The organism is Campylobacter sp. 2014D-0259 (assembly GCF_008000505.1).
Classification (GTDB): domain Bacteria; phylum Campylobacterota; class Campylobacteria; order Campylobacterales; family Campylobacteraceae; genus Campylobacter_D; species Campylobacter_D jejuni.
In genome coordinates, this window is sequence record NZ_VOAQ01000007.1 from 220,306 (window position 1) to 234,541 (window position 14,236).

Annotated in this window: 10 protein-coding genes and 2 pseudogenes; 11 read left to right on the forward strand and 1 reads right to left on the reverse strand. The window is 29.2% G+C overall.

Annotated features, from left to right (window positions below; genetic code table 11):
* Position 1: 1 nt before the first annotated feature.
* The 6 genes and pseudogenes from SR63_RS02005 (at position 2) to SR63_RS02030 (ending at position 5,376) form a co-directional block, all read left to right on the forward strand.
* Positions 2 to 1,326: pseudogene (locus SR63_RS02005) on the forward strand (esterase-like activity of phytase family protein).
* Positions 1,323 to 2,132: an alkaline phosphatase family protein gene (locus tag SR63_RS02010; protein ID WP_072238619.1), complete on the forward strand. Its 810-nt coding sequence runs from the start codon at positions 1,323 to 1,325 to the stop codon at positions 2,130 to 2,132. Before SR63_RS02005 ends, SR63_RS02010 begins: the two are co-directional and overlap by 4 nt.
* Positions 2,129 to 2,968 carry an ABC transporter permease gene (locus SR63_RS02015; RefSeq protein WP_002854833.1) on the forward strand — a complete coding sequence of 280 codons (840 nt, stop codon included), beginning with the start codon at positions 2,129 to 2,131 and terminating at the stop codon, positions 2,966 to 2,968. The genes SR63_RS02010 and SR63_RS02015 overlap by 4 nt, the downstream gene beginning before the upstream one ends.
* Positions 2,969 to 3,748: an ABC transporter permease gene (locus SR63_RS02020; RefSeq protein ID WP_002878002.1), complete on the forward strand. Its 780-nt coding sequence runs from the start codon at positions 2,969 to 2,971 to the stop codon at positions 3,746 to 3,748.
* 3 nt (positions 3,749 to 3,751) lie between these two features.
* The gene (locus SR63_RS02025; protein WP_002831397.1) at positions 3,752 to 4,741 is read left to right on the forward strand and encodes an ABC transporter ATP-binding protein; all 990 of its coding nucleotides are present in this window, start codon (positions 3,752 to 3,754) and stop codon (positions 4,739 to 4,741) included.
* Complete coding sequence (locus SR63_RS02030; RefSeq protein WP_002854882.1) at positions 4,738 to 5,376, forward strand: HAD family hydrolase; 639 nt, start codon at positions 4,738 to 4,740, stop codon at positions 5,374 to 5,376. The genes SR63_RS02025 and SR63_RS02030 overlap by 4 nt, the downstream gene beginning before the upstream one ends.
* Positions 5,377 to 5,399: 23 nt before the next feature.
* Here SR63_RS02030 and SR63_RS02035 read toward each other — a convergent pair whose 3' ends face one another.
* Positions 5,400 to 6,155, reverse strand: a complete 756-nt coding sequence (locus SR63_RS02035) for a basic amino acid ABC transporter substrate-binding protein (RefSeq protein WP_002854837.1) — start codon at positions 6,153 to 6,155, stop codon at positions 5,400 to 5,402.
* A 332-nt stretch (positions 6,156 to 6,487) separates the two neighbouring features.
* Between SR63_RS02035 and SR63_RS02040 the strand changes: the two are divergent.
* The 5 genes and pseudogenes from SR63_RS02040 (at position 6,488) to SR63_RS02060 (ending at position 14,078) form a co-directional block, all read left to right on the forward strand.
* A pseudogene (locus SR63_RS02040) lies at positions 6,488 to 7,206 on the forward strand (hypothetical protein).
* Positions 7,136 to 9,064, forward strand: a complete 1,929-nt coding sequence (locus SR63_RS02045; RefSeq protein ID WP_147498340.1) for a hypothetical protein — start codon at positions 7,136 to 7,138, stop codon at positions 9,062 to 9,064. Before SR63_RS02040 ends, SR63_RS02045 begins: the two are co-directional and overlap by 71 nt.
* Before the next feature lie 11 nt (positions 9,065 to 9,075).
* A complete protein-coding gene (locus SR63_RS08730; protein ID WP_022552273.1) occupies positions 9,076 to 12,225 on the forward strand; it encodes a filamentous hemagglutinin N-terminal domain-containing protein in 3,150 nt (1,049 codons plus the stop codon).
* On the forward strand, positions 12,195 to 12,380 hold the full coding sequence (locus tag SR63_RS08735; protein WP_002866572.1) for a hypothetical protein: 186 nt from the start codon (positions 12,195 to 12,197) through the stop codon (positions 12,378 to 12,380). Before SR63_RS08730 ends, SR63_RS08735 begins: the two co-directional genes overlap by 31 nt.
* Positions 12,381 to 12,389: 9 nt before the next feature.
* Positions 12,390 to 14,078, forward strand: a complete 1,689-nt coding sequence (locus SR63_RS02060) for a ShlB/FhaC/HecB family hemolysin secretion/activation protein (protein ID WP_002866573.1) — start codon at positions 12,390 to 12,392, stop codon at positions 14,076 to 14,078.
* Positions 14,079 to 14,236: the final 158 nt, after the last annotated feature.

Consider the following 14,236-nt stretch of genomic DNA (forward strand, 5'->3'; position numbering starts at 1 on the left):
GATGAAAAAGGTTATTTTAACAAGTGCTATGCTTTGCAGTGTTTTATTTGGAATTCAAGAGCATGAGGCCAATTTAGCAGGGCATATTATCATAGATTCTAAAAGTACAGTAAAACCTCCTAAGGATGCTCCTGATTTTTTTAAAACTTATGGGAAATTTGCAAATATCACTAGAGAAGAAAAAATTGGAACTTTTAAATCTAAGGGAAACAGGGAAACAGATTTTTATTTACCTTTTAAAAATCAACCTATACAAGGACATAGTGGGATAAAATATATTCCAAAAAAAGATGTTTTTTGGGTGATTAGTGATAATGGCTTGGGTAAAAAGTATAATTCTTATGATGCTATGCTTTATGCTCACGAGTTTAAATTTGATTTTAAAAACTCAAAATACGAACTTTTAAAAACAGTTTTTTTAAAGATAGTGATAAAAAATACCCTTATCCTATAACCACCGAAACAACCAAAGAAAGGTATTTAAGTGGGGCTGATTTTGATACTGAGAGTATACAGCTTATCAATGATGAATTTTATATAGGTGATGAATTTGGTCCTTATTTGCTTCATTTTGATAAGAATGGGAATTTAAAAGAAGTTTTTGATGTGTATGTGGAGGGTAAAAAACTTATTTCTCCTGATAATCCAAATTTAAAATTTAGCGATAAGCCTGATGGAGAAAATGAGAAATTTAATATCAAGCGTTCTAAAGGCTTTGAAGCTATGGCAAGCTCTAAAGATGGTTCTAAACTTTATTTGCTTTTAGAAGGAAGCATTTACAATAACAACGCTTATGAGAATGAAAAAGGTAAAGAATATCTAAGAATCATAGAATTTGATGTAAAAAATAAAAAATTCACCGGAAAAACTTATAAATATTTCTTAGAAGATAAAAGCCATTCCATAGGTGATTTTAATATGATAGATGATAAATACGGCATCATCATAGAAAGAGATCAAAAAGAAGGCACTAAAGATAAGGCTTGCAAAGAAGGTGAAGATACTAAGCATTGTTTTAATAATGTAGCTCAATTTAAAAGAATTTATAAGGTTAAATTAGATGATAAAACTCATGAAGCTCAAAAAATTTCTTATATAGATCTTTTAAATATTAAGGATAGAAATAAAATTTCTAAAAAGCCTTTAGTAAATGATAAATTTGTTTTTCCTTTTGAAACCATAGAAGGTGTGGATATAGTAGATGACTCTCATATAGTTGTAGAAAATGACAATAACTTTCCTTATTCTTCAAGCAGAGAACCTAATAAGAGTGATGATAATGAATTTATTTTACTTGAAGTAAAAGATTTTTTAAAGAGTAAATGATGTCCAAAGTTATTTTAGTTGTGCTTGATGGCTTAAATTGTAAAAGCGCTAGTATAAATATGGGATATTTAAATGCGCTTTGCAAAGAGAATTTGGGCAAATTTTATTCTTTAGAATGCGAACTTCCTAGTATGTCTCGTCCTTTATACGAGTGCTTATTAACAGGCGTAAAGCCTGTTTTAAGTGGGATAATTAATAATAAATTGAGTTTTTCAAAACAAACAAGCATTTTTGACCTTTGCAAAGAACAAGGCTTAAAAGCTGGAAGTGCGGCTTATCATTGGGTTTTTGAGCTTTATAATAAAAAAGAATTTATTCCTTCTTTACATCGCCATATAGAAGATGAAAATTTAACTTTGCCTTATGGACATTTTTATTATGAAGATGATTATTTAGATTCTCATTTATTTGCAGATGGGGAGCATTTAAGAAACAAATATAATTTAGATTTTACTCTTATACATTCTATGAATATAGATGATGCAGGACATAAATTTGGCTCACACTCTATTGAGTATGCTAATAAAACCAAAAAAGTTGATGTTTTGATTTCTGAGTATTTGCCCACTTGGTTAGAACAAGGTATTAATGTAATCATCACAAGCGATCATGGTATGACAGAGGGTAAAAGTCATGGAGGCTTAAGCGAAGATGAAATTTTAGTGCCTTTTTTCACTTTTGGTAGTGCTTTTTCGTATGAAAATGCCAAGATAAAACAGGATGAAATTTGTGGCAGTATCTGTGAAATTTTAGGACTTAAACACGATAAGAGATATAATGATGAAATTTTAAAGGCCAAAAAATGAAAGAAAAATTTCTAGCCTTTTTAAGTATTTTACCTTTTTTTATAGTTTTTACTTTTTTTATGATAGCACCTTTGATTTGGATTGTTTTTAATGCTTTTTATGTAGAAGAGGATGAAATTTATTCTTTAGCCAATTTTATACATATTTTTGAGTCCAAATTCTATCTACAAAGCATTATAAATTCTTTACAAATCAGTTTTATTTCTAGTATTTTTGGACTTTTAATAGGGCTTTTGGCGAGCTATTCTTTATTTATTTTAGCTCCATCAAAAATATGTAAATTTCTTTTTTCTTTAAATACTATGATAAGTAATTTTTCAGGAGTTCCTTTAGCTTTTGCTTTCATTATAGTTCTTGGAAGCAATGGTGTAGTTAATGTGTTTTTGAAAAATTTAGGCATAGAGCCTTTTGTTAGTGTTTATGCTAATTTCGGAGTAAATATTGTTTATGTGTATTTTCAAATTCCTTTGGCAATCTTGCTTTTGCTTCCAGCTTTTAAAAGTCTTGAAAATTCACATTTAAATGCTTGTAAAATGTTAGGTGGAGGCAATTTTTTATATTGGTTAAAAATAGCTTTGCCTTTGCTCGCTCCTGCTTTGTTTGGTGTTTTTGTGATTTTATTTGCCAATGCTTTTGGAGCTTATGCGACTATTTATGCTTTAAGTTCGGGAAATTTTAATGTCGCTCCTGTAAGAATCGCTGCTTTAATCGCAGGCGATATCAATCTTGATCCTTATATGGCTAGTGCTTTAAGCATCATTATAACTATTATCATGCTTGTTGTTACCTTTATAGCCAATTTCCTTTCTAAAAAATATAATTTTAAGGTGCTTTAAATGAATGAAAATTTGAGTTTAAAAGCTAAAATTTATCATTATGCAGTTTTGTTTTTGGTTTTTTTATTTTTAGCTTTGCCTTTAATGGCTACTTTTTTATATTCTATTTCCACTTCTTGGGGTGTAAGTGTTTTGCCTGATGATCTTACGCTTAAATGGTATCAGGAACTTTTTCATGATGAAAGATTTTTACTTGCTCTTTGGCATTCTTTGCTTGTTTGTGTCGGCAGTATCTTGCTTTCTGTGATTCTTGTTTTCCCTTTGGTTTTTGTGTTAAATTATTATTTTTTAAAATTAAAAGCCTTTGTAAATATACTTATTATCATGCCTTTTGCTGTACCTCCTATAGTTAGCTGTGTAGGGCTTTTGCAACTTTATGCTGACAATATAGGAGGCACAGCTTGGATACTCATTTTTACTTATTTTACTATAGCTTTGCCTTTTATATATAGGGCTTTAGATAATGCTATATCTAATGTCAATTTAAATGAACTCATCGCATCTAATGCTATGCTTGGAGGTTCTTTAATGGGAGCGATTTTTAAACTTGTCTTGCCTAACTTAAGAAATGGAATTTTGGTGGCAGTTTTTTTAAGTTTTTCTTTTTTAATAGGTGAATTTTTATACGCAAATATTCTTGTAGGAAGTGCTTATGAGACTTTACAAGTTTATCTTTATAATATCAAAAATCAAAGTGGGCATTATTCTAGTGCTTTGGTAATAGTTTATTTTGTATTAATTTTTATAACAACTTTTATAGCTAGTTTGATTAAGGAGTGAAAAATGGCTTATTTAAAGATTAAAAATTTTAAAAAAGCTTATGGGGATAAAATTATTTTCGAAGATATTAATTTTAGTGCTAAAAAGGGTGAGTTTATAACCCTTTTGGGCCCAAGTGGCTGTGGAAAATCCACTCTTTTAAGGTGTATAGCAGGGCTTAGCCAAATTAATGGAGGAAAAATTTCTTTAAATGATAAAGATCTTACCAAATTAAGTCCTCAAAAAAGAAATATAGGTATGGTTTTTCAAAATTACGCTCTTTTTCCAAATCTTAACGTTTTTGAAAATATAGCTTTTGGTTTAAAGATCAAAAAAATGGATAAAAAGGACATAGAAAAAAGAGTGAAAAAAATGTTAAAACTCGTCGAGCTTGAAGAATACGCTAAAACTTATCCACATAAGCTTTCAGGCGGACAAATGCAAAGAGTGGCTTTAGCAAGATCTTTGGTGACTAAACCTGATTTACTTTTACTTGATGAGCCTTTATCGGCACTTGATGCTAAAATTCGTAAGCATTTAAGGGTGCAAATTAAAGAAATTCAAAAAGAACTTGAACTCACAACTATTTTTGTAACGCACGATCAAGAAGAAGCTTTAGAGTTATCCGATAGGATTATTTTAATGAATAAGGGTAAAATCATACAAAATTCCAACGCAAACAATCTTTATCTTTTACCAGAATCTCATTTTGTGGCTAGCTTTATAGGAAATTACAATATTTTAAGCCCTAAAGAGCTTGATAACTTGGGTTTAAAACACGATTTTAAAAAAGATATAGCCTTGCGTCCTGAAACCATAGAAATTTCTAACGAAGGCTTAGAGGCTAAGATCAAAGAAAAATCATTACTAGGCAATATCATACGCTATAGGGTTAGAGTGCAAGAAATTGAATTTAAGGTAGATACTTTAAATTTTAGCACTCATAGTACTTATGAAGCAGGTGATAAAATCGCTTTAAAATTCAATCTTTCTTTAGCAAAAGAGTTAAAATGAAGCTTGTTTTATTTGATTTAGATGATACTTTAATACAAGGCGATAGTGCTAAACTTTGGCTTAAATTTTGTGTTGAAAAAGGTTTTTTACCTCAAGAATATTTAGAAAAAATCGTTTTTTATCAAAAACAATATCAAGAAAAAAAGCTTGATATGGATGAATTTATGACTTTTTTTCTTCAAAGTGTTAAGGGTAAAAATGAAGATAGAATTTCATCTTTAGTAGATGAATTTATAAAAATTTATATAAAACCTTATGAAAAAGCTAAAGAACTTATAATCAAATATCAAGATCAAAGGTGTATTATAATTTCAGCTACGGCTGAATTTTTAGTTAGAAAAATCGCCTCTTTTTTGGGAGTGAGAGAAAGCATAGCCATAAAATGCGAGCGTGTGGGCGATAAATTTAGTGGAAAAGCTTACGGGGTTTATAGCTTTAAAGAAGGTAAGGTTTTAAGACTTAAAGAGTATTTGGGTAAAGATTATGAAAAATGGATGAAAGATTCTTATTTTTTTAGTGATTCTATCAATGATTTACCTTTACTAGAGTCTGTTAGCAAAGCCTTTGTATGTAATGGTGATGAAAAAATTTTAAAAATTGCAAAAGAGAGAAAATATGAAATTTTAACTTTTTAAGCTATAAGCGTGAAAATTCACGCTTATTCTAATTCATATTTTTTAATTAAAGTATCATAAAATCCATCAGTTTTTGCTTCATCTATGCCTTTGTTAAATATTTCAATAATATCTTTTTGTTTATTTTTATCAAAAGCAAAACTAAAGCCTTCTCCTCCATCTGTTTCTTGGTAGAAACTTACCAATTCTGGATTTTCAGCTAAAAAACCTTTAGCAGTATCTTGATCAGCTACAATAGCATCGATTTTGTTGTTTTTTAGTGCTAAAACAGCTATGTTTAAATCTTTATTGCTTTGTACTTGTGCATTTTTGATAGCTTTTGCAGTATTTTCTTGTAAAGTTCCTAGTTGAACTCCTATTTTTTTACCTTCTAAATCATTCTTTGTTTGAAGAGAGTCGTTGTTTTTTAGCTTAAGATAAAGATTTTTACTCATATAGTAAGGTTTCGTAAAATCAACACTTTGTCTTCTTTCATCAGTTGCGCTCATAGCTGAGGCAATCATATCGATTTTGCCAGCTTTTAAAGCAGGAATCAATCCATCGAAATTGGTTTCAACCCAAACAATTTTAATACCATTTTTTTTGGCAATCTCTTCAACCAAATCAGTATCAAAACCTGTAAGTTTTGAGTTTTCTTTATAATTAAAAGGTTTATAATTTGGAGCAGTTCCAACCTTTAATTCTACACTTGCATTTGATTCTTTATTTTTAGAATCACTACAAGCACCTAAAAATAAACCAACTAAAGCAACTAGAGCAATGCTTAATATTTTTTTCATTTTTTTCCTTTGATATAAAATGTTTTAAAATTATACTTATTTTAAATTTATATTTAATTAAGTCTGGATCAATTTTTAGAAAAGTTATATTAATGTTGTGCTTTTAGATAATATTTAAATAATTATAAAAGTATTTTTTTAATATTTAAAATAAAATTTTATTTAAGAATATATTAATATAAAATTTGTTAAATTTTCATTAAATTTAAATATTGAAAAATAAAATATCAAATTAATATTTTATTTTATAATCAACTCAGGACATACGGGATAGTGTTGCAAATAATCAATTTGCGATAAATCAAAAGGATTTTATTTTAGTGAGAAATGAGATGAAAAAATATTTTAATATTTTTAAAATTTTTACAAATAAGACAAATGCAAAATTTGGCTTGGGCGTTTGTAGTGTGGTTTTATCTTCTTCGGTTTGTTTTGCGGCGGTTCAGGCTACAAGCAAGGATGGAAAAATTTTTTATATTTCTGAACATTCTTTTAAGGATAATCAAGTTTATGATTTTCAAGCAGAAATTTTTAAAAAAAATTAATGGAAAAAATTTCTATGCTTCTAAGTCAAAATATCCTATATTAAATTTAACTATGATTTATAATAACCCTAAATCTGGAAATAAAAATTTATGCAAGCTTGAAATTTTAACTCCGGATACTTCAAAAGAAGAGATCATAACAGCTTTTAGCACTTTAGGAACCGTATCTTCAGATACTCAAGCCGTTCCTAGTTCTTTTATGCCTTTTATTGTAACAGCTTATGCTCAAAATACAAATGCAACAAATAATAAACTTATATTAGAAAATGGAGAATTATCTTCTGTGTATTTTTGCAAACCAAGCATAGGGGATTGTGGAGTACCTAATAATTCTCAAAAAGGCGATCGTTTTAAGTATTTAATTACTGCGGCGTTTACTGACAGGGGGGGGATTTAACAATCAAACCATTTTAAAAGAAAACTCCTATATCAATAATGGGTGTAGAAAATATCTACACCTTGCCCTTAAATGGAGTTCCTTATATTTCAGGATCTGTAGCTTTTGATGGTGAAGCTAAAGACAATAAATTAATCTTAGAGTCAAATACAAAAATTGACCTTCATAATTCCCAGTATTTTTCAGATGAAGAAGGTAAGGATATTTATGATAAAAGAATTACTCGTTTAATGGGAGCTTTTGGTATAAATTCTAATTTACAAAACAATAAAGTTCTTATCGATTCAGCCAATATCGTCCTTCATGGGCCAGATGATGAGTATACAGCTCGTTCGACCTTTGAAATTTTGGGTGCTTTAGCTGATGTAAATAATCTTAAAAAATACAATATAAGTAAAAATTCTGTAATAATTAAAAATTTAAATTTAGATTTAATGGTAAATTCGCAAAATAAAATAACTTTTTATGATGCTGTTTTATTTGGAGAAATTTACGGTGGAAGAACATTACAGGGTAATGCAGAGAAAAATTCTATAGAAGTTTATCATTTTAACTCATTAGATCATCTTAATAAAAACATTAAAACACATGCATCGTTAAACCTCTATGGTGGGTATTCTAACGATGGTGAAGCTAATGGAAATAAAATTGTATTTCGCCTTAAAAAACCTTTAAAAATCAGTGATAATTTTTATGGAAAAAATTATTACAATCTTTACGGAGGTTTTGCTACAGAGGGTGCGAATTTTAATGTTATTGATATACAAAATGATTTAACCTATGAAAAAGTTCCACAAAATTATTCTGATAAATTTACTGTATATGCGGCAAGAACTTTAAGCGGAAAAGCAAATAATAATATCTTAAGTATAAAAGATTCTGTTATTTCATTGCCTTTATATGCTTTTATTACAAGTGAAACTACGCTAGATGGTATAGACTATATCGCCGATGAATCAAACAATAATGAAGTAAATTTTGAAAATATTAAATCATCTAAAAATTTAAGTTTGATGATCAATGCTAAAAATGTTTCAAATAATAAAATAAATTATAATCTCATTCAGAGTTTAACCGAAGCGAGTTCTTTAGGAAAGGGCTCAAAAATTATTTTAAAAGCAACTCAAAATGCAAATAACAACCTTATAAAGCTTAAAGATTGTTCTTCGGCTGCCGTGGAAAGTTCGTGCATCATAAAAGCAGATAAAGAAAGTGCTTTTAATAAAATCATCATCAACAACACAGCTTTTAGTACTGCCTCGGATAAAAGACAAGGTTATGTGGGGTTGATAGCTGGAGTGTCTGCAAATTCTCATGATAATATCATGGAACTTGTTAATTTAAATATAGATGAGTATAAAAATCAAGATGCTATATTTTTAGCTCCATCTGGAACTTCGGATATTTCAAATTTTAAATCTTATAACAATACTTTATATTTAGGTGGAGAGTTAAATTTCTTTAAAGATGTAAATATCGATTTGCTTTCTGGTTCTGTTTTTCATGAAGTAAATAAAAAAGGCAAAATAATCACTCAAATTCTACCGCATCAAGAAGATTTTTCTAAAAACAATCGTTTGATTATAGATACTCAAGATGTTAAATCAGAAGTGGTAAATAACTTTGAAAATTTTACTTTTATTTTGCCAAATAAAATAAAAAATCCTATCTTAACTATAGAAAAACTTATCAATCTTCCTGCAAATGGAAGTATGGAAATTCTTACTAAAAATAAACCAACAAAAGGAAAATATATTCTCATACAAAGTGATGTTGGAATTTATGATGGTGACAATAGATTGTTAAATCAACAAGAATTAGAAAATTTGTTAGAAAAAATGAAAAATAATAAAAATAAATTTAATTATAACAAGATAGAAAAGTTGGCTAAAAGTACATTGAAAAATGTAAATTTTAGCTTTGAAGTTTCAGATGATGCAAAAATAATTTATATCAACATACTTTAAAGGAGAGTAACATGAAAAAGATGAGTAAACATATAGTTTTATCATTTGCGGTGAGTTCTTTACTCTTTTCTCAAGCTTATGCTTTACCACAAGGAGGTAAATTTACTCATGGTACAAGTGGGACTATCCATACCTCTGGAAATACTGTAACGATTACAGGAAAAGGACAAAATCATGTTATCCAATGGGGTGGTGGTTTTAATATAGGACAAAATGAAAGTGTAAATTTTAACGGCAAAAATCAAAACTACCTAAACATTGCTTATCAAAAAGATGCTTCTAAGATAGACGGAGCTTTAAATGGTGGGAATAACAATATCTTTTTGGTTAATCCTATGGGAGTTTTGATTGGCAAAACAGGAACTATCACTGCGGGAAAATTTGTAGCTAGTACGACGCCTTTAAGTGATGATAATGTCAAAACTTTTTTAGAGAAAGGAGCTGGTTTTTCTCCAGCATTTGATGTAAGTAAGCAAGGAAATATTATCAATCTTGGAAAGATTAATGCAGATAATATTGTTTTAATAGGAAATAAGGTTGAAATAGGAGTAGGAGCGGAGCTAGCGGGGCAAGATGGGCAAACTAATGCTAAAACAGCTCATTTAATAGGAAATTATGTTTATGTTAGTGTAGGAAAAGATAAAGAGAATAAAAATACTATTAAAATTGATAAAGATGGCTTCAAAGGCACGGCTATTGTTGAGGGATTTATGCAAAGGGATATGACAAGTTTTGCAAATGATAAATATCAATTTGGAGATTTTGGTACTATTTTAAAGTCTTCTTGCAATGGAAAAGAGAGTCAAAATTTTTATAAAGCCATCACTATTGGTGGTTGGGAAAATGATAAAAATATTCAAGAATGGATTTTATTTTCAAATGGTTGGAATAAAGATGAATTAAATGGAATTTTTAAAGATGATTTAACAACTGTAAGATTAGTTAGCGATATAGATTTTGGATATAAAAATGCAGTAGATCCTGTGGGTGCAAGTAAATATGCCTTTAGTGGAATTTTTGATGGTGGAAATTATACTTTAAAAAATATACTTATCAATGCTCAAAACACAGACAAAGGATGGAATACTGGTATTTTTGGTAAAGTTGAAGGAAAAGATGGTAACAATAAGGCTAAAATTTATAATCTTAATGTCGATGGTTTAAAATTTAGCGGAAAAACAAATTCTGGAGGAGCTTTTGTTGGGCAAAGCTCTAACGCAGATTTTAGCAATATTCATTTAAAAAATATTGGAGATTTAATTTTCTTTGATCCAAATTCTAAAAATGAAACCAGTGGATTTCTTTATGGTGGTGGTTTTGTAGGTTATGCTAAAAGCGGTTCTAGTTTTAATCGTATTAGTTTAGATAATTTTTCTAAAATCGCACTACAGCCAGAGGGTAAATTTAGCAGTGCGTATATTGATATTTACTTAGGTGGTTTTGCTGGCTATTCAGAAGGTAGTAATTTTTCTAATATTTTATTAAACAATATTGGCGGAGTAACGATTTTAGGTTCGGAAACAGGTGGTAATATTTTTGCAGGTGGTTTTGTAGGTTATGCTGGAGATAAATCATATTTTTCTCAAATTGATTTAAAAAATATAGGTAGTGTTCAAGCAGATGGTAAAACTTTTGTCAAGCATGCTGGCGCAGGAGGTTTTGCTGGAGCTATAAATGGAACTAATTCTTTTGAAAAAATTTCTTTAATAAATTTTGGAGATATTATTGCGAAAAGAGGATATGTTTGGGTTGTTAACGGTAACTTTAAAGTAGGTTCCGGCGGTTTTATAGGACTTTTAAATCCTTTAGATGATAAAATTTTATATGTCGATTTTAAAAATATATTATTAAACTTTGATCAAAAAATGCAAATTTACGCTAAAGCTGGAGATGGAGCTTCGAGCTATTTTCCAGATTTAAATAACTGGGAGTATAATTTTTCTGGTGGATTTTTTGGGGGATTGTTTACATCAAAAGTTGGGAGAGCAAATTTTAATAATATTCAACTTAAATTTGGACAAGATGTAAGTATTATTGCTCAAAAGTTTCGTTCAAATTCTAATGAAAAATATCAAGGTTTATTCTATGGGTACTCTGTGAAAAATTGGAATGATGGAATTATGAAAACGGATAATGTTGCTATCTATTATGAAAAAAATTATAACACTAATCAATATAATTGGTATTATCAAGATATCAAAGATGGCTTTTTTGGGAGTGCTATAAATGATTATGCTTACAAAGATGGCAGATCATATGAATTTTATGATTATAATGTGATGAAAGATATGGAGATAAATAAACAAATTATAGCTATTCTTGAAAAAGATGGAGTGGTTAGTAAGGATTATAACAATGGATATGTTTCTTATTATGATGGTAATGCAAAAATTACTCCAGAAGTGCCTGATTTTAAAGATCCCGTTTTATCTCAAAATGACTTTGACCCTAAATTGCTTCAAAGAATTTTAGATGATTTGATGAATGGAAAATACACTTATGATTTTGATACCAAAACTTGGACTTACACAGATAGTAAGGGTGTGGTAGGAAAAGATGAGGCTAGTGAGATCACTCAAAGTTTAAATTTCTTAAATGCGTTTAAAGATACTGGAGTAGAACAAGAATTTATAAATTTGTGGAAAAATTCTCAAGATCAAAATTATAAAAATTACGCCAATCTTTATGAAAAATGGACGCAAAAGAAAACTGCTATGGATAAAATCAAAACCGGCGAAGGTTATTTCGCTAGTTTTAAAGAAGAATTACAAAAATACCAAGAAGCCTTAGCTCAACTTGACAAAGAAAATAAAAACTATGAAAAAATCAAAGAATCAGGCTTAGTTAGCGATGAAACACTTAAAGTTATGTATGAAAAACTTTTAGAACAAAAAGAAGCTCTTGAAAAGCAGTTTGCGGATCTTAGTGGAAATGAAGGATTTCACTATAAGCTTGAAAATGAAATTTTAAATTCTCAAGGTTTTGCTATAAATGGAAGTGATGTAGATGGTAAAGCATACATTGGAAATTTTAATTTTAAAGGAAAATTAGCTTCATTGCCAGAAAAACCAAATATATCTATCTATGAGCCAGATAAACAAGGGGGTGAAGATCCAGCAAACCTTCTGTATTGCCGCCTGAAATTCCTGAAAAGGTTGTAGAAGCTCCTATAAAAATTCAAACCGAAGTAGACGCAAAAAAAGAAGAAGATGATGATCAAGTAGAAATAGGAGAAGCAGATGCTAGAAGTAGTGGTTTGCGTTGTATTGTAAGTGATAATTTTAAGACAATGAATATTTGTGTAAATGCAAAATAGGAAATAAAAATGAGAAAAATTTTAGTTGTTTTAGTCTTATTGCAAGTATTTTCACATGCTGAAGAGTTAAATAATAATAAAATAAGAGAGCTTATAGAAAGCTCTCCTGAAGCAAATGAACCACAAAATAAAAATTTAAAAAATACATTAAAAAATCAAAAAAGCCCTGTAAATTTTAAAGAGCAAAATACTACAAATATTACAAATTCACAAACTGATCAAAATGAAGCTAAGGTTTTTGTAAGAGAGTATGTTTTGCATATCGATAATAAAGATTTGACATTTAAAAAATTAAGAATTAGCGAAAAAGAAATTCAAGATGCAATAGCTGAATATCGCAACCAAGAGTTAAGCTTACAAAATTTAAAAGATATAACAAACATTATAGCTTATTATTGTCAAGTAAGTGGCTATCCTTCGGCAACTGCTTATATACCACCACAAGATTTAAGTTCTAACAAAGTGCAAATTAACATAGCTTTTGGAACTTTAGGAAAAGTAATCATTAAAAACAACTCAGGTGTGAGGGATTATGCTTTAGAGAGTAAATTGAACAAAAATCTTAAAGGGAAAGTTATCACAACTAAAAATGTGGAAAATGAAATTTACAAAATCAATGAAATATACGGAATCCAAACCAATGCTAATTTACAATCAGGTGATGGTTATGGAGAAAGCGATGTTATTATAGAAGTAAACAAAGGTGATAGTGCAACTTTAACTTTATATTCTAACAACTATGGGACTAAAGAAACAGGTCGTTTTAGAGCAGGAATGAGTCAAAGTTTAAACAATATAGCAAGACAAGGGGATAACTTAAATTTTTATCTTCAAGATAGCGATGAAAATCAAATAGATTATGGGATTAATTATAGTACTTTTATAGGAAATTTAAAAATTACTCCATTTGCAACTCAAGGACATTATGTTCTTGGTGGAATTTATAGAAATCTTGGTTTTTATGGGGACTCTATGAATGTTGGAGTAAATTTTTCTTATCCTGTGTTTTTATATACCGAGTATTCTTTATATCTTGTTTCGGGTTTTACTCATAAAAAGATTAAAGATTATTATCTTGATGGTTTAGTAAGTAATGAAAAAGCGAGCAATAGTGTAAATTTAGGCATAGAAGGAACTTATAAAGGTTTGGAGAATAATGTCCTAAGTTATACCTTAAATTTTACATATGGCAATGTTGAAAACGATGGTGATTCTTCTGGATTTAATGGAGTAAATTTAGGGAATTTTGGAAAAATGAATTTAAATTTAAGCAACGAATATCAATTCCAAGAACGCTTAACTCACATTTTTCAACTCAATTATCAAAAAGTTATCGGTGGTGCTGTTTTAGATAGTAGTGAATCCGTGTCTTTAGGTGGACCTTATGGTGTGCGTGCTTATTTAGAAGGCGAGGGGAGTGCGGATAATGTTGTTTCTGGCACCTTAGGAATAAGATTTCAAACACCTTTAGAAGGGCTTTACTTGACTCCTTTTTATGATATAGGATATTCTTGGTATGAAAATAAAGAATATCAAAGCGAAAATCATTATTTTATGGATGCAATGGGTATGCAAATACTCTATACAAGAAGTGCTAATTTTTATGTAAAAATGGATGCTGCAAGAGCTGTTCATCGGTTTAAACACGATGGAGAACATCGAGCAAGAGTTTATGTAAGCCTAGGAAAATACTTTTAACTTTGGGGTGATTGGAGAAATTTCTACCCCCCCCCCATTTTTCAACCCACCAAATACTTATATAAATACTTACACAAATATTTATACTATTTAATCCTTTATTTAATCCCCTTTTAAGTTTAATTGGTTATACTTTCATTTCCTTTTTTGAAAAAAAG